The sequence below is a fragment of the Bacillus sp. AY3-1 genome, from assembly GCF_008368785.1.
GTDB classification, from domain to species: domain Bacteria; phylum Bacillota; class Bacilli; order Bacillales; family Bacillaceae_G; genus Bacillus_A; species Bacillus_A wiedmannii.
Map to the genome: position 1 here is coordinate 40,357 of NZ_QORZ01000002.1, position 22,437 is coordinate 62,793.

The 22,437-nt window shown below is 31.5% G+C and carries 15 protein-coding genes and 3 pseudogenes; 15 read left to right on the forward strand and 3 right to left on the reverse strand.

Annotation, left to right across the window (positions count from 1 at the left end; all coding sequences use genetic code 11):
* Positions 1–177 precede the first annotated feature (177 nt).
* The gene (locus DN389_RS00475; RefSeq protein ID WP_149236718.1) at positions 178–1,554 is read left to right on the forward strand and encodes a lytic polysaccharide monooxygenase; all 1,377 of its coding nucleotides are present in this window, start codon (positions 178–180) and stop codon (positions 1,552–1,554) included.
* Positions 1,555–1,728: 174 nt separating this feature from the next.
* Here the strand turns inward: DN389_RS00475 and DN389_RS00480 are convergent, their stop codons facing one another.
* From DN389_RS00480 to DN389_RS00490, 3 genes are all read right to left on the reverse strand, one after another.
* Positions 1,729–3,144 carry a phosphatidylinositol-specific phospholipase C gene (locus tag DN389_RS00480; RefSeq protein WP_098802094.1) on the reverse strand — a complete coding sequence of 472 codons (1,416 nt, stop codon included), beginning with the start codon at positions 3,142–3,144 and terminating at the stop codon, positions 1,729–1,731.
* 407 nt (positions 3,145–3,551) lie between these two features.
* Positions 3,552–4,121 carry a methyltransferase gene (locus tag DN389_RS00485; protein ID WP_098190970.1) on the reverse strand — a complete coding sequence of 190 codons (570 nt, stop codon included), beginning with the start codon at positions 4,119–4,121 and terminating at the stop codon, positions 3,552–3,554.
* Between the two features lie 588 nt (positions 4,122–4,709).
* On the reverse strand, positions 4,710–5,699 hold the full coding sequence (locus DN389_RS00490) for a LacI family DNA-binding transcriptional regulator (RefSeq protein WP_088122148.1): 990 nt from the start codon (positions 5,697–5,699) through the stop codon (positions 4,710–4,712).
* Positions 5,700–5,797: 98 nt separating this feature from the next.
* Here DN389_RS00490 and DN389_RS00495 point away from each other — a divergent pair, with 98 nt between their 5' ends.
* From DN389_RS00495 to DN389_RS00565, 14 genes and pseudogenes are all read left to right on the forward strand, one after another.
* Positions 5,798–7,123, forward strand: a complete 1,326-nt coding sequence (locus tag DN389_RS00495; protein WP_098190971.1) for a DegT/DnrJ/EryC1/StrS aminotransferase family protein — start codon at positions 5,798–5,800, stop codon at positions 7,121–7,123.
* A complete protein-coding gene (locus DN389_RS00500) occupies positions 7,110–7,970 on the forward strand; it encodes an HAD-IIB family hydrolase (protein WP_098190972.1) in 861 nt (286 codons plus the stop codon). Before DN389_RS00495 ends, DN389_RS00500 begins: the two co-directional genes overlap by 14 nt.
* Positions 7,971–7,987: 17 nt before the next feature.
* Positions 7,988–9,037: a Gfo/Idh/MocA family protein gene (locus DN389_RS00505; protein ID WP_098190973.1), complete on the forward strand. Its 1,050-nt coding sequence runs from the start codon at positions 7,988–7,990 to the stop codon at positions 9,035–9,037.
* Between the two features lie 74 nt (positions 9,038–9,111).
* Complete coding sequence (locus tag DN389_RS00510; RefSeq protein ID WP_060488895.1) at positions 9,112–10,314, forward strand: MFS transporter; 1,203 nt, start codon at positions 9,112–9,114, stop codon at positions 10,312–10,314.
* A gap of 39 nt (positions 10,315–10,353) precedes the next feature.
* Positions 10,354–10,935, forward strand: coding sequence for a TetR/AcrR family transcriptional regulator (locus DN389_RS00515; RefSeq protein ID WP_088122996.1), 582 nt, complete (start codon positions 10,354–10,356; stop codon positions 10,933–10,935).
* 17 nt (positions 10,936–10,952) lie between these two features.
* A complete protein-coding gene (locus DN389_RS00520) occupies positions 10,953–11,588 on the forward strand; it encodes an HXXEE domain-containing protein (RefSeq protein WP_098802097.1) in 636 nt (211 codons plus the stop codon).
* 536 nt (positions 11,589–12,124) lie between these two features.
* Positions 12,125–13,624 (forward strand): spore germination protein, encoded by a 1,500-nt coding sequence (locus DN389_RS00525; RefSeq protein ID WP_000802287.1) that lies wholly within the window; start codon positions 12,125–12,127, stop codon positions 13,622–13,624.
* Between the two features lie 20 nt (positions 13,625–13,644).
* Positions 13,645–14,727 carry a GerAB/ArcD/ProY family transporter gene (locus DN389_RS00530; protein ID WP_149236719.1) on the forward strand — a complete coding sequence of 361 codons (1,083 nt, stop codon included), beginning with the start codon at positions 13,645–13,647 and terminating at the stop codon, positions 14,725–14,727.
* Positions 14,728–14,729: 2 nt separating this feature from the next.
* Positions 14,730–15,809, forward strand: a complete 1,080-nt coding sequence (locus tag DN389_RS00535; protein WP_000832863.1) for a Ger(x)C family spore germination protein — start codon at positions 14,730–14,732, stop codon at positions 15,807–15,809.
* Between the two features lie 612 nt (positions 15,810–16,421).
* Positions 16,422–16,699, forward strand: a pseudogene (locus tag DN389_RS00540) (IS4 family transposase); the annotation flags it as partial.
* 171 nt (positions 16,700–16,870) lie between these two features.
* Positions 16,871–18,540 (forward strand): annotated as a pseudogene (locus tag DN389_RS00545) (M4 family metallopeptidase).
* Between the two features lie 630 nt (positions 18,541–19,170).
* A complete protein-coding gene (locus DN389_RS00555) occupies positions 19,171–20,370 on the forward strand; it encodes an FAD/NAD(P)-binding oxidoreductase (protein WP_060488903.1) in 1,200 nt (399 codons plus the stop codon).
* A 66-nt stretch (positions 20,371–20,436) separates the two neighbouring features.
* On the forward strand, positions 20,437–21,873 hold the full coding sequence (locus tag DN389_RS00560) for an MBL fold metallo-hydrolase (RefSeq protein WP_060488905.1): 1,437 nt from the start codon (positions 20,437–20,439) through the stop codon (positions 21,871–21,873).
* A 115-nt stretch (positions 21,874–21,988) separates the two neighbouring features.
* A pseudogene (locus DN389_RS00565) lies at positions 21,989–22,252 on the forward strand (metallophosphoesterase); the annotation flags it as partial.
* Positions 22,253–22,437 lie beyond the last annotated feature (185 nt).

A 22,437-nucleotide genomic window follows, 5' to 3' on the forward strand; every position in this document is an offset into this window, starting at 1 on the left:
TTTTAATACATAATGTTACAAAATAGAGTTATTGTATTTACTTTATTTTTATAGGAGATTAAAAATATTAATAAATGTACCAATTTATGAGAGATATTAATATATTAATTAGCGATTTGTTCGTTTATCCCTATATTGCTAATATATTAGCGTAAACAATATATTGGGGGGACAATAATGAATTTGAAATTAATATCTAAATTAGAAAGATTAAGAAAAAGTAAAAAAGGAATAGGTGCTTGTGTTCTGGCTGCAGGGGTGACGGCAATCACAATGATTCCTCAAAGTGCGTATGCACATGGGTTTGTTGAAAAGCCAAGTAGTCGTGCTGCTTTATGTAGTCAGAATTATGGGGCATTAAACTTAAATTGTGGAAATGTAATGTACGAACCTCAAAGTCTAGAAGCGCCTAAAGGATTCCCAGATGGTGGACCGATTGATGGGAAAATTGCTTCGGCAGGAGGATTGTTTGGAGGAACTCTTGACCAACAAACATCAAGTCGCTGGTTCAAAAACACAATTAAGGGTGGGGCAAATACATTTACATGGAAATATACAGCGGCACATTCTACAAGCAAATGGCATTATTACATTACAAAAAAGGGATGGGATCCTAATAAACCATTAACACGTGCTGAATTAGAACTAATTGGAACTGTGAAACATGACAGTTCGGCCGCATCAAATAATTTAACACATACAATTAATGTACCAACGGATCGCAATGGTTATCATGTTATTTTAGCTGTATGGGATGTAGCAGATACGTCAAATGCGTTTTATAATGTAATTGATGTAAATCTAGTAAATAATGAAACTCCCGATACAGTAGCTCCAAGTCAACCAACTGGATTAAATGCGTCTAAAGTTGTTGCCAATAGTGTTACACTAACATGGAAGGCCTCTACGGATAATATAGGTGTAAAAGAGTATCAAGTGTTACGCAATGGAGAATTAATTGATACGGTACCAGGTACAACATTTATTGATAAAAAACTAAAAGCAAATACGGAATATACCTATACAATAAAGGCGTTAGACTCTGCTGGAAACATATCAAAAGAAAGTGAAGAGCTAAAGGTTAAGACAACAAATGAAATCCCAGATATAGAAGCTCCGACTCAACCGAAAGGATTACATAGTATGAGTACAACAGCAACAACTGTTGATTTGATGTGGAGTCCGTCTGAAGATAATGTAGGTGTAGACCATTATATTGTATATAGAGAAAGCGCTGGAGTTATGAATAAAATTGGGACAACGGCTAATACATCCTTTAAGGATAAAGAATTGAAGGCTAATACATCGTATAAATATGTAGTAACGGCGGTTGATTTAGCTGGAAATGAATCTAGTAGAAGTGATGTTTTGAGTGTAACAACAAAGGCAGAGGATTCCACATATGAAAAATGGGATGCGAGAAAAGCATATACTAAAGGTGATAGAGTAGTACATGAGGGAAAAGTGTATGAAGCAGTTCAAGATTATCAAGGCAATGGTGACACAAATTGGATTTTTGCTCTATCGCTTTGGAAGGCAGTTTTGAATAAATGATAATCAGGAAAATGTAGTTAACATTTTTGGGTTTTTCTTTGAAAATAAAGGGTGTTCGAAAAAAAATTCTCTAATGGTTTAAATGATGTGCTAATAAATTTAATCCCCATCTAATGTTTACGAAATGAAATTAATAAAAAATCCCAATGGTATTCCATTGGGATTTTTTATTTTCTAATTTGTAATAGCGTATATTTTCACAGTGAATTTGTTAGTGGCACCAATGGGACTTGCGATATAATATTTAGTATTTGTGTAAGCTTCAGTCCTAGATCCATGTGAAATATTTTTCCAACGAATAGAATCGGTACCTAGGGAAACATCAATCATTACATTGAAAGAGATAGTAGAAGGATGATCTTTTTCTGAAGGTTCAATAACCCATTTTAATTCTTTGGTACCTACAGGTAAACTATCAATTTTAAAGTTTTGACTGGATCGATTTTTTTGTCCGGATAAAGGGCTAGATTCGGATGGAATTTGCGAAATTAATATCTCTTTTTCATTTGAATGTACACCATTTAATTTAATGATACTATCAATTAAACCTGGTCCAGGAAAATCAGCTGCGATAATACCAGAATGTCTAATTCCACCTTGTTGTAAGAGTTCGGTCCCAAGTGTATTCATCCCACCATAATACACTTGCCCATTTCTATCGCGGGGAAAATCACCCCACGCATTAGTGGAATTCGTTTGAATTAACTTAGGGTTACTATCAGTATTCCTATTCTCTTTTCCGCTGGCAACAAACCAAGGATATACATTATTTAAAAATGCGGCTGCACCACCCGTACCACTAAAATGGTTAAGATATATTTTTCCATTATTAAAGTTAGTATTTGCACTTTGTAGATGAATTTTTATCGCATTCCATTTTTCATATATTTCGTTTGGTCCGCTTCCAATTTCAAATTTATCTTGTATATTCAAACTATCATAATCAATACCGTACAATTGAGAGGATGTAAAGTTTTGTAAGACTACAATTTTACCTCGGATATCTCCTAAAGTAGGGTTGTTTTTGTCTATAGTTGGTACGGAATTAGGATCCCAAAAATATGAAGCATTAACGTTTTTATATTTTAAAAATATCTCCTCAAATGATGGAGATCCACTTTCAGGTGTAGTTTCTTCTTTTAAGCGCATTAAAATTGTTTCTGTCGGATAATCTTTTAAAAATTGAATTGCGTCTTTTAATACATCTTCAAACACTGCTTTTTGATTTGCAATACCATGGTACATTGCAAAAGAATCCTTTACACGTTTAACGCGCATATCTACATATCGAATTCCAGAATTTAATTGTTGGGGGAGACTCATAGTTTGATTTCTTGTCAAATTTTCATCAAGAAAACTTGCTCCATGTAAAGCCATTGTACCATGAGTTCCTGGAATAGAAATTTCACTTAATTTTGTTGAATCAGCTACTTCTGACATCCATGATGGATTCTGATATCCTATATTGGGTTCATAAGAATAACCTGGATGACTATCAGCTAAAATAGTAGATGGTGCACTTAAAATTGCTAGTGTAAAATAAGTGAGGATACTAATTTTAAAGAAATTTTTCATTTTTATTTTGTTCATTATATCTCTCCTGACTTTTAAACAATAGCTATAATAAGATGGTTTTTTACTATATTTATTGTTTTTTATTCCTAATGTAATGAATTTTTGTAATTAAAAAGAGGTAGTGAGCTAACTTAAGATATTATTGGTTTATTGTAATAATTTATATCTAATAGCCAAACGGATTTTTAAAAAATTGAAGCATAGATAGGTAAAAATAAGCTTTTTGCTGTATTGTATACAAACAAAACAGAAGCCTTAAAAAGACTTCTATTTTGTGACATATTATGAATGATAAGGTGGTTAACAAATTAAGATAATGTGAGTGAGCGGTAAAAATCTATTTATAGCTGTTTCAGGAATTTCTTATAACAAGGCTATTTAGGAAAAGTGGTCCCTACAATGCTAATAAAAATTAAAACATTTTACTCATTAAAACTTAGACTAACTACAGTTGCGATAGATTGGGCTGCATGTTCCCAGCTTCCATCTATAACTTTACCAATCTGCTGACCAAGTGTATTTAAATCATTTGGATTAACTGGAATTCCATTATACGCAGCAAGAATTGATAAAAGTGGAGCAGCAAATGGTGTCCAACCACCTCTATCAATATTAAATACAGGCTTATCTACTACTTTTCCATCTTGCACAGTAAACTCATAATAAAATTGATCATCTGGACGGAAACTTAAATGATGAGAAATTTGTCCCTTAACATATTTTTTTCCTCCACCTAGATTTACTACTTCTATTTCTTTTACATTAAATTCATGCTCAAATACTTTTATTTTTTTGATTTCTGGACCATTTAAGGCAGCATTAACAGCTGTTTCTAAATTATTTTGTGCTAATGGTTGAATACCCATTTGAGCCTCTTTTTGTTGGATAGGAGCCTCTTTTTCTGCAGCAAACACTGATGTAGTAGGTAATGCACTTGTAGCTAATGTAGCTGCAAGTGCTGTTGTCATCATGATTTTTCTTTTCATCTTCATAGTTTTTCTTCCTCTCTTAAAGTTTTGATATATAATCTTTTAAAGACTGACATTATGCAATATTTTATTTAATAATGCACAAAAAACTGGTTTAAGAATTATGTGGAATTATGTCAGAGAATTAAAATTAATTATATATATATTTAAGATGATATCTATCTACACATGTTTTTTCAATTTTTAGATAAATGTAATGGTAATGACCTCTTAAGAGTCAATTTAGTACCTTGTTTATCTATAGAAATCCTATAAACAAACTAATTTCATAGTGAATGTAATATATTTGATATTAAATGTCTTACATAATACTATAAAATTTCACAATTTTTAATCATTATATATATCTAAAAAAGGTAACGGTATATGAGTGATATGTAAAGCTTGTAATAGGTGTGAATTATGTGATCCACCTATTGTAACAGCTAATATGTAAGTTCTTAACTTTCTTAAAAACATTATCTATCTGACTTCGTGAAAAGCATTTTGATGGATTATTTTAATTTGATATAAAAAGAGGACGCATTATTATTTACGTCCTCTTTTTATTTTTATTTATTAGATAAGTTTAAGCAGAAACTTTTGTTTTAATTATGTCGATTCACGGATAATTAAGTTTGTAGGATATTCAATAATTTTACGTTTAATAGATTCATCTGTATTTATATATAGTAGAATCTCGTTAACGGTACGTTTACTCAGTTCAACAATTGGAATATCAATGGTACTAATTGTTGGAGTTGTAACTGTACAAATTAATTGATTATCATAACCACAAACAGCTAAGTCAGTTGGAATAGAATACCCTTTTATAGTAGCTCCTTTAATGACTCCAGCAGCAACTTGATCATTTCCAGTAAATAATGCAGTAGGTCTATCCTTTAATTTATCTAATTTCTGAAAAATTCTAAATCCATCTTCAATAGTAATTGCATCTCCAAACAGCCAATTTTTATTGAATGGTAATTGCTTTTCTTTTAAGGCATGCAAATATCCTTGTTGGCGTTTTAATTGTGCTTGACTATTAAGAGAATCAAAACAAAAGCCAATTTTTTTATGATCTTTGTTTATTAAATGTTTAACAGCTTTGTATCCAGCCTCAAATTCATCGTAACAAATTATTGGAATAGGTGCATTTTCCTCATACTCATTACAAAGTAATATGGGCCCATATGCTAAATAATGCTCTATATTTTCCCAACTATTTTCTAGGGATGCGAGAATTACACCATCTACAGCTTTATTCTTTAGTAATGAAAGTAATTCTAGCTCTATTTTTTTCTCATAAAAAGTCTGATAAATTAGCAATTTGTAATTGTGTTTTAATAATTCTTTAGAAATTTCTCTAGCTAATTTTCCGAAAAAAGGATGATCTATATTTGGAATTGATAGAGCAATGGTTTGTGTCTTATTTATCCTAAGATTCCTAGCAATAGAACTAGGAGTATAGTTGAATTCTTGCATTACTTTTATTATTTTCTCACGTTTTTCTGAATTTACATATGGATGATTATTTAGAACTCTTGAAACCGTAGCATTTGATACATTACATAATTTAGCTATTTCGTTAATTGTTACCATAGAGAAACCCTCCGTAAAAAAAATGTTGACATGTAATCGATAACATAAAATATAGTCTACTCATGATTTTCAAAATAATTTCTTAGAGGTGATTTAACGTGAAAACTCTTACTACAATTTCTGGACATAGTAAAGACAATTTAGCTTTATTAAAGTGCCTACAGGGGGAAACAAAAGAAAAAGAATTTGAAATTAGTAATATATTGCCGAATCACAAGATGAAAGAGAAATTATTTAGGGAAAATAAATTGAAAATAGATATTGATATAGAAAAAGATATTTTCAATTATAGCAGAAAAAATATACAGAAAATAGAATTTATGCCAGTTAATCGGTTGATTTCTCAAGATGAGGTTGAAAAAATTATAGGAGTTTTAAAAGATGTCTTACCGACAGGTCAATTTACAAGTGGACCATTTTCAACAAAGCTAGAAGAAGTAATCGGAAATTATTTAAATAAAAAGTTTGTAATTGCAACAAGTAGTGGTACAGATGCCCTTATAGTGTCATTGTTATCTATTGGTATTCAGCCGGGAGATGAAGTAATTATGCCAGCTAATAGTTTTGCTGCTACTGAAAATGCCGTGTTAGCAGTCGGAGCAAAACCTATATTTGTAGATATAGATCAGAAGAGTTATTGTATTGATCCATCTAAAATAGAAGAAGCTATAACCAAAAAAACTAAATGCATTTTACCTGTACATTTGTATGGTAAACAATGTGAAATGAAAAAAATTCGTGAAATTGCGGATGGATATCAATTAAGAGTTATTGAAGATGCATGTCAAGCTATTGGTTCTTCAAATCTTGGAGAATATGGAGATATTATTGTTCTTAGTTTTAATCCATATAAGAATTTTGGTGTATGTGGTAAGGCAGGGGCAATAGTTACTGATAATGAAACTCTTGCAATACGTTGCAATCAATATAGTTATCATGGATTTGAAATTGATAAAAAAAATAAAAAGGTATTAGACTTTGGATTTAATTCTAAAATTGATAATTTGCAAGCAGCTATTGGTTTGGAAAGAATTAAGTACTTATCATACAACAATTTAAAAAGAGCGTATTTAGCTCAACGATATATATGTGGTTTAAAGGAATTAGAGGATAGAGAATTAATTAAGTTACCTACGATGACAGAAGATAATGTCTGGCACCTTTTTCCGATTAGAATTGAAAATGGAAGAAGAGACGAGTTGAAAAATAAATTGTACCAATTGTATAACATTGAAACAGATATTTATTATCCAGTATTATCTCATAAACAAAATACCAAGTGGGTAAAGGAAAATGATTTGCAGAATAATATGTTAATTACAGAGCAAATTCATAAAGAAATATTACATTTACCTTTACATCCAAATATGATGTTAGAAGAGCAAAATTTCGTTTTGGAGGGATTGTTCAATGTCAATAAATAATGAAGTTTTAAAGTCTTTAAATTTTGAAAGACTACCACAGGTTAAAAAGCCTAAATATGTAGTGTTCTGTGATTTTGATGAAACTTATTATCCTCATAACATGGATGATTCTAAAAGAAGCAATATGAAATTGTTAGAAAAGTATTTGTATGAACAAGGAAGTAAAGGGGATTTAGTAATTGGTTGGGTAACGGGAAGTAGTTTAGAATCGATTGTTGAAAAAATGAAAAAGGGTGGTATTCAGTATTTTCCTCATTTTGTGGCGAGTGGATTAGGTACAGAAATAACGTACTTTGATAGTAATGGGACTACTATAGATGATCAAATTTGGGAGGAGAGAATTATAGAGGGTGGTTTTGATTCTTCAAAGATTGAAAGAATTCTTAAATTGCTAGAATCAAAATATGAAATTTTTTTAAGACCTCAGACACAATTAGGAAGTTCTAAGTACAAATTTAATTTTTATTATGAAGAGCAAAATGAATTTATTGATGCAAAGAATTTAGAAAAGATAGAAGAAATCGGAGAAATATTCCAAGTGGGAGTTAATATTAACAAATGTAATCCACTAGCTGGTGATCCAGAAAATTGCTATGATGTAGATTTTATTCCACTTGGAACAGGTAAAGATGAGATAGTGAAGTTTATTTTAGACAAGTACGAACTAGATAAAACAAATGCCATTGCTTTTGGAGATAGTGGGAATGATTTAAGAATGCTACAAGCTGTAAGACATGGTTATTTAGTAGAAAATGCAACAGAAGAAGCTAAAAACACACACTCAATGTTAGCTGAAGGTGAATACTCGATTGGAATTTTAAATACTCTAAAGCACATTATTAATTAAAAGGGGATGTTCATATAATGAATATTGGGATTATAGGTGCAGGAAGTATTGCAAGAGCTCATTCTAGAGCATTATCAACTATTGATAGTTGTAAATTATTTGGAGTGTATGATGTTAATAATGAGAATGCCCAAAAGTTGGTAGGGAATTTTGGTGGGAAGGCTTTTAATAGCTATGAAGAGTTACTTGAAGTAGTTGATGGGGTAATAATATCTTCACCGAATTTTTGTCATAGATCTCAAGCTGTTCAAGCGTTATTAAAAAACAAACATGTGTTATGTGAAAAGCCAATGGCAATTTCTTGTGAAGAAGCAAAATACATGATGACAATAGCAAAAAATACTAATTTAGTCGCTTCAATGGGGTTTAACTATCGCCACCTATCTTATGTTAAGGCTTTAAAACAATTAATTCAAAATGAAGAATTAGGGGAAATAGTAGTGGTAAGATTGCATTTTAAAAAGAATAGCGCTTTTAGGAGAACTTCGTTTACTTGGCGAGATGATTTTCAAAGTAATAGAACTAGCGGGGCCTTGGGAGATTTAGGAATTCATCTAATAGATTTATTATGGTTTTTATTTGAGAGTGATTTTAGAGAGGATACTGTTCGAACTAAAATTAAAACAAATGTTAAGGAAAAAGAAAGTAAACCAGTTTTTGTTGATGACTATGCTGAGGTTTATGGCCAATTGAAAAATAAGGTTTTTGTTAATATTACAACATCTAAAAGTTCATTTCTTGACGATTGTGGTTTTAGTATAGAGGTAATAGGTACGAAGAAAGAATATAAGTATTCTTCTAAAGAGCCAAATAAATATATACTCTTTGATGGATTGGAAAAACATGAAATCCCGTTACCATTACCTTTACTAGTCGATCCAGAAAACGAGATTTTTGAATGGTCTGATTCTTTTAGAAGTGAAATTATAGAATGGGCTAAGGCTGCGGAAGGTGGGCCAAATAAGTCTGTAGCAACATTTGAAGATGGATTTCGTTCACAAGTAATATTGGATATGTTTTTTGATAAAAGCAGTAGTAATAAAGAACGATCTGTAGCAACTATTTAGTTTTATGGTAAAAACAGGGGTTTAAAACTTTTACTTAAATCCCTGTTTTTATTTTGGATTGGAGTTGAGAAAAGGTGCGGTTAATATTTTATTATGGTTGCTTGTTTTATTTTATTGTAGGAATAATACATGTTTGCATAGGTAGTTTAATTCCTTCATTAATACAATATTATGGAAGAACCCCTGATCAATTAGGTGTTTTAATATTTTTTCAATTTACGGGTTTTTTATTTGGTGTTCTAAGTTCACCCATACTAGTAAGAAAGTATCATTATTTTAAAACAATAACATTAGGTGTTTTAGTAATGTCCATCGTCCTAGGAGGTTTTATATATATTAAAGAATGGGCATATTTAGCCGTTATTTGCTTTGTATTAGGCTATGGAGCAGGTTTGTTAGAAACTACGGTGGGTTCCTTTATTATTTCAGCAGAAAGGAATAGTGCTGCTAAATTTAGTATTCTCGAAGTATGGTTTGGGGTTGGGGCGCTAGGATTTCCGTTACTAGTTAATTATATTACAAAATTTTATGAATGGTATTTTATTCTTTATGGGATATTACTATTCTTTATTTTTACACTATTTGTTTGGTACATGCTTGGACGTACAAAATTTCTAAATTTTTCTCCTCAAAAAAATGAAAAGGGAGGAGCATCCCTTTCCTCATTCACTCTTAAATTTAAAAGTGAAAAGATGAAAGTTATAGTATTTATTTCACTTTTTGCATTCTTATATGCAGGCATAGAAACCAATCTTGCAAATTTTTTATCTACAATAATGATTCTTACCAATAATGAATTAATCAGTTCAGTAAGTATATCTTGTTTTTGGCTAGCCATAGTTATAGGAAGAATACTTGTAGGTAAGTTTGCTCATAAATTTAATTATTGGACATACATTACATCTAGTTGCTTTACATTAGTGATTCTATTATTTCTATTCCCCTTTGTTCAAGGTACAGGTATGTATTTGTTTATCATCTTCATTATTGGTTTAGTTATAGCGGGTGTTTTTCCAATAACATTAATCTTAGCTTCCCGTATTATGGAAAATAATATTGATGAAGTGACTAGTTTATTTATTGCATCGGCCAGTTTAGGGGGGGCACTAGTATCTTTTCTAATTAGCTGGAGTCTGTCCTTAAATACTATAAAGGTTACTTTTGGGATATTTTCACTTTTCGCATTTAGTTTAGGTTGTATTATTTTAAAAATGAGAAAAATTTCCACTTACAGTAATGAAAGTGCCAAAAAAGTAGAAAATATGAAAAATTTATAGAAAAATTCTTATAATGTGAAAAAGATAATTATATTTGGAATTTCCAAAAAGATTGATAAAGTTAAAAATTCTGTAAATACAACATTGGAGTTCATTAAAGACGAAGGCTTCGAAAGTGTAACAATAAGAAAAATTGCGGCATTGTCGGATACAAATATTGCGCTTGTAAATTACCATTTTGGCTCAAAAGAAAAATTGATTAGTGAAACAATTAAAATCTTATTAATTAGCTTTCAAGACACCTTTTCTATTTTAGATGATATTAAAGTGCCAGCAAAAGAAAGATTAAAAATATTTTTACTTGATTATGTACTGGTAATTCGGCAATACCCTGAGTTAGTTAGGAAAATTCTTGCAATGGGAACTACGGTATTTACATCTCAATACGAATATGGAGATTTTTTGAAGAGGCTCGGTTTTAGTAAAGTGAAGAATATTTTGAGTGAAATAACAAATGAAACGGATCAGGAAATTTTAATGATGATGACGGTGCAAATATTCGGATCCATTTTTCTTCCAGCATTAATGATGCCAATTCTTGAATCAGGGGCAGATATAAGAATACAGCCTGTAGAAAAGCAAATTGATTTTCTATTTGAACGCTATTTTTATAAAAATTGAGAGAGTGGGTGATAGAGATGATTAGTTTCTTTAGAAAGCACTGGTGTGATGTAGGGTTAGTTATGGCTATTGTTGTCTTAGGTTATTTAGTCGCGAATTTTGGGGAAATGAGTGAAATAAAGGTACTGTTAGCGTTAAGCTTTGTAGCCATTTTAGTGCATCAATTTGAAGAGTATCGTTGGCCAGGTTATTTCGCTGGTCTGTTTAATGTAGTTATATTTAAAAGTGATATACCAGATCGCTATCCATTAAATACGCAATCTGCTATGGTAATAAATATTTTGATTGCGTATGTTTTTTATTTACTTCCGGTTTTCTTTCCAAATATTATATGGCTTGGGTTGGGACCTATTTTAATGGGATTTTTTCAATTCATATGGCATGGTATTTTTGCGAATATAAAAGCTAAAACAATATACAACCCAGGATTAGGTGCGGTTGTATTACTACATGTACCAATTGGTTATGCATATATGAGATATGTTCTTTTACACAATTTAGCTACAAATTTGGATTGGATATTAGGGCTAATCTATTTTCTAGTAGCTACCTATTTTTTAATTATAAAAGGAAATATGTTACTGAAAAGTAAGGAGACAATTCATTACTTTTCTAAAAAGCAATTAGGTCCGTACAATGATGCGTTAAAGTGATTCAGAAGGAATTTTGGATGCTGAAGAGAGTACAAGTGAATTAAAAAAGAAAGGTGCATAGGCGCCTTTCTTTTTTTGAAAGAGATTTTTGTATTTTGGGGTAGCGTCACATTGCATCAAGCTAAAATTTTATAGCACCCCAAAACGAAATTTTCTGCTAACTTGTAACAAAAAAGCTCACCTTACCGTTTTGTGTTAATTCTGAATTCTTAAGTTGATAGGCATGTACAGTGAACCCTATTAAGATTCTTTTTTCTGTCTCGGCTATCGTTTTAAAAAATTTCTTCGAGCAATGACATTTGGCTGGCTTGAACTTTCCGAAATGCTGGATATACCATCTAATCCACATCATAATTTCGTTTATAATCATTCCTTATTTTTACTTTAAGTACATTTTTTAACTGTTTTTTGGTTAAGTTATTTCCAAAGGCATTATTTTCAATGAGCATATTTACATATAACTATCCCTAATTTTAAAATTAGAAATTTCCTAAAAACTATATATAGTTTCTTTTTGAAAGGAAGGGTATTATCAATTGAAACCACATGAAAAAGTACCTATTCACTCTATAAAATCTTTGCAGGAATTAATGCAATTGCTAAAAAAATCTAAAGATTTTATAACATTGGAGATCGCTTCAAAGAATTCCGCTATAGTCATTTCATATTTTAGAACATTAATCGATATAAATATATTTCATGAAGAGGTTTTAACTTATATAAAAGAGAGGAGCTTCGATTCGTTACAAGATATTCAGTCTATCTTACCCTTTGAAAATTCAAAAGTAACAAATCAAATGAAAGATATTCAGGATAGTATTTTAAACGGCTATATACTTATTCAGTTCGATACAGATAAATTAAATGGCTTGTTAATAAATGTGTCAAAGAAAGAAAAAAGAGATATTACAAAAGCTGAAATTGAATACAATATCGTGGGTCCACAAATCGCATTTGTTGAAGATTTAGATGTAAACTTAAATTTAGTACGTAGAAAGCTTCCAACACCTTATTTACAAATGAAGGAATTGAAGGTAGGATCTCTCTCTAACACAACCGTTGCAATTGTATTTATTGAGGGAATTGTAAATGATCAAAATCTACAAGAAATTATAAAACGAGTGAGTCAAATAAAAACAGACCATGTTTTAGATAGTACTTATTTGATTCAATTAATTGCTGACAATCCTAATTCCATATTCCCTCAATTTTTGAATACAGAACGTCCAGACCGTGTAGCAGCTGTATTGGCAGAAGGGAAAATTGCACTTTTTGTAGATGGCTCACCTTATGCTATCACCCTGCCAACAACATTAATTGACTTTTTTTCTACGACAGAAGATTACACCATGCCTTGGATTATTGCCTCCTTTTTTCGACTGTTAAGGCTTTTTGCTTTTATGTTTTCTGTTTTAACGACTCCATTATATGTTTCGATATTAACATATCATTACGAGCTTATTCCAAAAGAGCTTCTTGAAACGTTAATCATATCGAGAAGTAAAGTACCTTTTCCTCCATTAATTGAAGCACTTTTTTTAGAAATAACGATTGAATTGCTGAGAGAAGCGGGGGCACGTTTACCAACTAAAGTGGGTTTAACTGTCGGTATAGTAGGTGGTATTGTAATTGGCCAAGCATCGGTAGAGGCAAGTCTTACAAGTAATGTACTAATTATCATTGTTGCACTTTCAGCTCTTAGTTCATTTACAGCACCAATATATAGAATTGGTAATACAATTCGAGTAATTCGTTTTCCTTTTATAATGGCTGCACACCTGTTGGGCTTATTAGGAATTGTTTTAACAAGTTCTTTCCTTTTAGCACGCTTATTACGTACAGAATCATTAAGTCGTCCTTATTTGTTCCCTTTTTATCCTACACGCCCTACAGATTGGAAAGACAGCATTATACGTATGCCAATCTCAGCGATGTTCCGACGTCCGATTTTTTCAAGATCTAAACAGCGTTTTCGTTTTAATCCAGAAGAGGTAGAGAAAAATAAAATCTTATCACGAAATGATTTTGATGATTGAATTTAGCATGGAGGAGCATTATGAAACAGATCCCGATTGAGTATCAAGTATCTCCATATATGGTGTTTTTTTCGATTATTACTATACAGATGGGGGTTGGTATGCTTGGTTTTGAAAGGATTGGTGCAAAGTTAGTTGGAAATGATGCGTGGATTAGTACGCTACTTTTTGGAATATCTGTTAATCTTATGATTTGGATTATATATCAGATTTTAAATCAGGGTAATGGAGACATCATTGCAATCAATCAAAACGTATTTGGAAAATGGGTTGGTGGATTGTTCAACTTCATTTTTTTATCCTATATTGTATTGTTAGGTGCAATAACACTACATACTTATATCGAAGTAGTACATGTTTGGATGTTTCCTTCAATTTCATCTTGGGTTATAGCGGGGGCTTTTTTAGGCTTATGTTATTACATTGTGACTGGAGGGTTTCGTGTAGTTGTCGGAATTGGCTTCTTTGGAATCGTTATCCCAAGCATTCTAATCTTTACATTTTTTTATCCTTTGCAGTATGCAGATTTCCGGAATTTATTTCCAATTGCACAGCATTCATTCCTAGAAATTATGAAAGGAATGAAAGGAAATATGTTTAGTTTTTTTGGATTTGAAATGTTATTGTTGTACTACCCATTTATTAGAAAGGCAAAAAAGTCTCAAAAATATGCGCACTATGCAAATTTAGTAACGACTATTGTCTACACATACCTTATGGTTTTAACTCTTGCGTTTTTTAGTGAAAAACAACTCGCGAACGCGATCTGGGCATATTTAAGCATGATTAAAATTATACAATTTCCCTTTATAGAGCGGTTTGAATACATTATTGTTTCTGTTTGGGCTTTTTTTATATTACCTAATGTTTCCTTTACATTATGGGGAGTAAGTCGTGGTATAAAAGAGGCACTGGGAATAAAGCAAAAATATGTTTTGCCAGTTATCATCGTATTCATCTTTGTTTTATCATTTTTCTTGAATAACCGTAATAAAATTAACTTATTAAATACTTGGACAGGTCAAATTGGCTTTGTATATATATATGTATACCTACCTGTACTATGGCTAATTCAAACCGCCAAAATAAAGTTAAGGAGATAAACATGAAGAGATGGATACTTTTCCTTATATTAAGTGTCTTCTTAATAGGTTGTGCTAAAACAAAAATTGTGGATGACATTGATTTAGTTCAAGTTGCGGCATATGATACTGAAGCAGAAGGTAAGCTAAAAGGAACCTTTGCGATTTCAGCTTATAAAGGAGGCGGAGAAGGTGAAACAAAAATCTATTCAGCATCAGGCCAGACTGGTAGAGAAGTTCTTGCAAGGGCATCCGAAAAATCTTCTGGACCTCTAGAGTTGGGTCAATTGCGTGTTATTATATTTAATGAAAAAATAATTGAAAAGGGAATGCAGGAAATTTTAGAGACTTTGAACCGAAATCCTAGTGTAGGAAATGCAATTTATTTAGCAATTACAAATGTAAAAGGGGAATCACTATTAAAGGGGAACTATTCTAAAGAAAAAGAAATTGCTTCCTATCTATCCTCTTTACTGGAGCAAAATATGAACAATGGGACGCAACCAAAAACAAACTTTTTTATGTTTTTAAATCAACTTGATGATGATGCGAGGGATTCCTATTTGCCGATGATATCTAAAAAAGGGAACGTGTTGGAGTTAAATGGAATAGCACTTTTTAAAAGATGTAAAATGGTTGATAAAGTTAACCCTAAAGATTTATTTGTATTTAAATTGTTGACAGATAAATTTAAACAAGGTACTTACCAATTCAAACTACCTAGTTCTTCAAATACTTACGCCACGATAGAGAATATAAAAGCTAGAACAAAATATAAGATGGAGGGGAATAGTAAGCATCCATTCGTAAATGCTCATATTCAAGTTAAAGCTGAAATTCAAGAATTTACAAAAACCAAAAATCTAGATAATCCTAAAGAAATAAAAAAATTAGAAAAAATTATGGAAACAGAAATAGAAAAAAAAGCAACTACATTGATAAAGAGATTTATTAAAAAAGGCACAGATCCTATAGGACTTAGAAAGCTCGGTAGAACTCACGTAAGAAAATGGAACAGTCAAGAATGGGAAGAATCCTATAAACATTTACGTTTTCGTGTAACAGCTGATGTAAAAGTAACCCAATCCGGTGTTACAGAATAAATAAATCAAATAAGATATGGAAAATTTCAATGAAAAAATATGGTCTCGCAGGAGATTAGGGAGAAGAGAAACTTCTTTGAAAGGTCAGGTTATTTTTTAGTTAATGAGGTATGCATTGGTATCTTGCTATTAGATATGCAATAGGCATATTTTGTTTATTTTAATCTCCTCTATGATAATATATAATCTTTATATTTATATTAAACGAATAATAGGAATGATTAATGAAGAAACAGTCTCAATATATGTATCATTTAATTATTAGCATAATATCACTTTTAGCTATACTATTTTTGTTTTTTGGAAACTATAAAAGTACTATTTTTAAGTACTCACTTATCTTTATATGTTTAATTAATATGATAATAAATCTCCTTTCTTATTATAAAAAAAGAAATAATTAGTTCTCCATAAAATTAAAAAAAACGCTGTTCTTTCTTTAAATCATAGGAAAGGATGGCGTTTTTTGTGTCTGTTTCTGTGTTTGACGAATTACAACTATCTGCTCAAGAAATTCAAGGTTTTTTTCTCCAAATGCCTTACGGAATCTTGCTAGAGATGTTGATTTTGTTCAACGAACCAGTAAATACCAAGCAAAAGATTTAATCGCTTTATGTGTATGGACAACTGACAACCATCTTACTTTTTTCTTCTATCATGTTTCAAATATGGCAATTACTTCTTATTTAAAAAGAAACGAGAACTGAGTGAATATAAGGCCATATATATGATTAAAGATTATTTTCTTCTTCTTTTCCAAGCTATACAGAAAGATACCCAAGAGCTATCAAAGATTCTAATTCGCCTGTTCAGCCTCCTACAGCAAAACGGGCGAAAAATCTCATCGACACGAAAAGAAAATAGCCTCTACTCTAATTGATGTTGTATGAGCATAGCTTGATAGCGATGGGTTAGTACCCTTATAAGTAATTTATATCTTAATAAATTAATAAATTAATAATATACAATTATTCATATTTATACAAAAAAACCAAAAATAATTGTATATTAAATTTTGCAATTATATCTTTTAAATTACTCATATTGAAGGGGGAAAACGAATGAAAAAAACGGTTATTACATTGCTTGCTGCGGGAACAATGTTAGGTGCTCCTTTTTCAACTGCGTTTGCAGAAGAACAAGTCTCTCAACAAGAAGCAATGGATAAAATGGAGGTACTACAAAAAAATTGGAATGAGGAACAGGGAAGTCCATCATTTCTTTCAGGTGATTTATCTGATAAAAAGGTAGAGACTCAAAAAGCGGTAAAAGAGTTTCTTGAAGAAAATAAAGAATTATTTAAAATAAATCCACAAAAGATTTAACACTTAAAGAAGTGAAATCAGATGATTTAGGTATGAAACATTATGTTTATACACGATCTATAAATAAAATACCTGTTGACGGTGCACAATTTATTGTACATACAGATAAAGAGGGGAAAGTAACAACGGTCAATGGAGATGTCCATCCAGCTGCAGAGGAGAGTTTAAAGGGGAATACAAAAGCAAAGATTACAAAGGAAACAGCACTTTCAAATGCTTGGAAACATATTAAACTTACAAAAATTGATACGCTAGTAAAAATGGACGGGAATGCATTAGATCAGATAAAAGAAAACTTAGAGTCTACTAATGAAACAGCAGATTTAGTTGTATATGAAAAAGATGGAACATACTATTTAACGTTTAAAGTGAAACTACAATTTATTAAACCTTATGGTGCTAACTGGCACATCTATGTTAATGCGGAAGATGGAACAATTGTAGATTCATATAATGCAGTTACAGATGCAGATAGTGCTCATAAAGGCTACGGATATGGGGTATTAGGTGATAAAAAAGAATTGAATACAACTTTTAGTAGTGTAAAGGGAAAATACTACTTAAAAGACATAACAAAACCTATGAATGGTGGCTACATTGAAACATTTACAGTTAATCATAGTGATGAAGATTATCCAATAAATTATCGTCTATTTGATGAGGATAATGCTTGGACAAATAAAGATCAAGGGCCAGCAGTTGATGCCCATTATCATGCAGGAAAAGTCTATGATTATTATAAAAACGTTCATAATCGTAATAGTATTGATGGAAAAGGTAAAACAATTCGCTCGGCTGTGAATTATGGAGTTAACGTAAATAACGCATTTTGGAATGGCCAGCAAATGATATATGGGGATGGAGATGGTCGCAGATTTATTCCGCTTTCTGGTTCTCTTGATGTTGTGGCACATGAATTAACTCATGCTGTTACAGAGTATTCTGCTGATCTTCGTTACGTAAATCAATCAGGTGCATTAAATGAATCTTTCTCTGATGTTTTTGGCTATTTTGTTGATCCTACCAATTGGGATGTAGGAGATGCTGTATTTACACCTGGTGTTTCTGGGGACGCACTGCGAAGCTTATCAAATCCTGAGAAATATGGACAGCCTGCTCATATGAGAAACTATCAATATCTTCCAGAAACTGAAGAAGGAGATAATGGTGGAGTGCATATAAATAGCGGTATTCCGAATAAGGCTGCATATCTGACAATTAATTCTATTGGTAAAGAAAAGGCAGAAAAAATCTATTATCGTGCGTTAACAACATATTTGACTCCAACTAGCGACTTTAAACAAGCTCGTACTGCTTTATTACAATCTGCGGCTGATTATGATGGTTATGATAGTGTAACGTATAAAGCTATAGAAAATGCTTGGAATCAGGTCGGTGTAAAATAATTTAATTTAGTTACTATAGGCTAAGAATTATAGCAATTAAAACTAAAAAAAGAAAAGAACACACTTGTATAATGCAAAAAGGTGTGTTCTTTTTCGTTGTTTTTTGTATTGTTTAAGAACTAGAGTCCAAATTTGGTTATTTTTAAAATTAATCAATACAGTAATACTTATGCATTTATTATATTTAAAAGAGCTATTTCATTGAAAATAATAGATAATTCTACTTTACTAATAAGGTTTACTTCTCCTTTTTCAACATCAGCATATATTATCTTCGGTAACCTCAATAATTTCACTCAATTGAATATGAGTCGGAGCTAATTTCCATGTAATTAGTAATTCTTTCACATGAATACCTAGCGCGTTATAAAAACCTCCCGTATTTAACTAACAATTCCTCTATCTGATTAAATAAAAGTAAGATTGAATAAAGGCTAAGATTGAAAAATATAAAAGATGGAAGTAGCATAGGGGATTTACGCATAAAGTAAAATTGATGGTAAAGTTAACAAAATTTTCATTTAAGTCAGATAAAAAGGTGGTGTTTTTAACTTATAATAATGTTAATACAATGAAAATACGGCTGCGAATTAGTGGTTTTAAAAATCAAATTTAGATGGGAAGAGGATAATGAAGACCAGAGATAGTTATAAAATTATTGTAATTGGTGCTGGGACTGCAGGAATATCTTCTACTGCACATTTGTTACGAAATGTACCCCTATTGAAAGAAGATATAGCAATTATTGATCCATCAAAAAAACATTATTTCCAACCACTATGGAGTTTAGTGGGGGGAGGAATTGTTTCAAAGGAAAGTACGATGCGTGATCAAGAAGTGCTTATTCCAAAAGGTGCAACGTGGATTCCTAAAAGTGTCGTTAAGTTGTTTCCGAAAGAGAATAAGCTACTGTTAGATGATGGATTGCTGCTTGAGTATGAAATTCTTATTGTAGCAGCCGGTATACAAATAAATTGGGATGGTATTAAAGGCTTGAAGGAGTCTATTGGGACTAATGGGGTTTGTAGCAATTACTCTTATAAATATGTTGATTCTACTTGGAGAGAAATTGAAAAATTTAAAGGAGGAAATGCAGTTTTTACCCACCCAAACACTCCTATTAAATGCGGTGGTGCTCCACAAAAGATTATGTATTTAGCAGAAGAGTATTTTTCTAATAGCGGTGTAAGAAACAAAAGTGAAGTAATGTTTTATACGGCGAACGCTAATATATTTCAGGTTCCACGTTATGCTAATACATTAGAACAAGTACTAGAAAGAAAGCAAATTATAACGAATTATAATAAAAACTTAGTAGAAATTATTGCCGAAAAAAGAGAAGCAATTTTTGAAGATACGCAAACACTGAAAAGAGAAACTGTACCATACAGTATGATCCATGTTGTTCCACCAATGGGGCCACCTAATTTTATTAAAGAGAGTGAGATAAGTGATTCACAGGGGTGGGTAGATATAAGCCCTTATACTTTGCAGCATGTACAGTATAAGAATATTTTCGGACTTGGAGATTGTACCAATTTACCCACCTCTAAAACTGGAGCGGCAATTCGAAAACAAATACCTGTCTTAAAACAAAATATTATGGACGTACTTAACGGAAGAGACTTGCATGCTAAATATGATGGATATACATCCTGTCCGATTGTTACAGGTTATAAAAGTCTTATACTCGCTGAATTTAACTATGAACATGAGCCTCAAGAAACATTTCCGTTTAATCAAGCGAAAGAACGATATAGTATGTTTTTACTTAAAAGATATATGTTGCCCTATATGTATTGGAATTTTATGTTGAAAGGGATGCTATAGGAGAAGATAGAAAGCAGTTATACAAATTGAAAAGTAATTTGAAATAACTATTTGGAGGGAATAGCTATGCTTTTAAAATATTTTTATGATGAAAAATTAGCACATGCTTCCTATTTGGTCGGTTGTCAGAAGGAAGGCGTAGCAATTGTAATTGATCCAGGTCGCTATATAGAACAATATATAGAATTTGCTAAGAAAGAGGGAATGGAAGTAATTGCTGCGGCTGAAACTCACATTCATGCAGATTTTCTTTCTGGGTCTAGAGAACTTTCTAATCTTTATCATGCAAAGTTATATGTATCTGATGAAGGAAATTGTGATTGGAAATATCAATATCTTAACGAAGGTCGATACAAATTGGTTAGAGAGGGCACAGAGTTTAAAATAGGTCATATAAAATTTAATGTAATTCACACCCCAGGGCATACGCCTGAAAGTATTTCTTTTTTAGTAACTGATACAAGTCAAAATAATTATACGAATGATAAGCCAATGGGAATATTCACAGGTGATTTTATATTTGTAGGAGATATAGGAAGACCGGATTTATTAGAAACTGCTGTAGGTATGAAAAATACTGCAAATATAGGAGCGAAACAATTATTTAATTCTATACAAAAAATAAAAATACTCCCTGATTATTTGCAAATATGGCCATCACATGGTGCAGGAAGCGCATGTGGAAAAGCATTAGGAGCAATTCCAACTTCTACATTAGGTTATGAAAAGATGTTCAATTGGGCATTTCAGTGTAATGAAGAAAGTGATTTTGTATCGACTTTATTGAGGGGACAACCAGAGCCTCCAAAGTATTTTTCATTAATGAAGAATTTAAATAAGTCTGGTCCTCCAATTCGTAAGAAGAGAGAAGTTATTGCTATTGATACAGTAGAAAAACTTCAAGAAGTTATGACAAGCGTTCAGCAAATAGTTGATATAAGGGATGTAGAGAGTTTTGCTTCTGGTCACATCGAGAAATCAATTAACATACCTTATAACAATTCCTTTACAACTTGGTGTGGATGGTTACTAGATTATAAAACAGAAACTTTAATCGTTCTAGATGAGGAAAAGGTTAGAGTGGAGGAAGTTATTAGAGACTTTGAATCTATTGGGCTCGATAATATTATTGCTTTTGTACCTGTAAAGGTAATACAAAGATTTAATAGATTAGAAAGTTACAAAGAAGACACATCAATCGAATTATATCCGCATATAAAAGGTGGAAGTGTTAAGGTAATCGACGTGCGTAGTAAAAAAGAGTGGGAGGAAGGACATCTTCATGATGCAATACATATCCCTTTAGGAAATCTATTTAAGCAGCTAGATTGTATACCAAAAGATTGCCCAATAGTTTTACAATGTCGAACTGGATTGCGTTCCGCTATAGCAGCTAGTATTTTACAAAGAGCAGGTATAAAGGGAGTAGTGAATTTAAAGGGAGGATTTCTTGCATGGAAAAAAGAAGAGCTTCCTTATATAACATGTAATCGCAATGTGTAGGGAAATAATTTTTATTAATTTATCCGATAAGGAAAATTGCGGATTACATAGGAGTATATCTATATATAGGAGCAATACAGTTAGATAGTGTATTAAAATAGGAGAAATAGATGATTTATTCTATAGACCTGAATTTATTCAGAATTATGCTGATGAGCAAATAGATATAGTTTTATCAGGACACGCTCATGGTGGACAATTTAGGTTACCATTTATCAGCAAATTAGTGGCTCCAAATCAAGGTGTTTTACCTAAATATACAACCAGTTTATATGAAAAACAAAATACGTCTATGGTAGTAAGTAGAGGACTAGGTAATAGTATCATTCCGCAAAGGATTTTCAATAGACCAGAACTTGTAGTCGTACAGTTAACTTGAACTGTACGATTTTTTGTATAGAAAAATAAGCCATATGTAATTTATACAAGTTAACATTACAATTTTGTTAAAAATTTTCTACGTTACATAAAGTAACAAAATTTGACCCGTAGAGTTTGTTATAGTGTAAATAATCAAAAAACTTAAAAATTAGTCGAGTGAAAAGTGTGATAAGGAATCTGTAT